Below are 249 nucleotides of genomic sequence, written 5' to 3' on the forward strand. Positions count from 1 at the left end.
GAGCAATCCGATTGTCAGCAGCATGATCGCAATCGACAATAACGGCTCCCATAACGGAATATCGAGCAAGCCCACGCGCAAGAACATGACAAGCGGCGCGAAAAACGGGATGTAGGAAGCGACTGTCACATAAGTCGCTTCCGGCATGGAAATCCCCGAGAACGCGATGAATGACGCGATAATGATCAAAATCATCATCGGCAGCATCAATTGCTGGACATCCTCTGTCCGGCTGACAAGCGAGCCGAG

General features: G+C 52.2%; 1 protein-coding gene. It reads right to left on the bottom strand.

What is annotated here, in order from left to right; genetic code table 11:
* Positions 1–249, bottom strand: a 249-nt coding sequence (locus tag SB775_RS32305) for an ABC transporter permease (RefSeq protein WP_410865375.1), incomplete at both ends; no start/stop codon positions are given.

The organism is Peribacillus sp. SIMBA_075 (genome assembly GCF_046534585.1).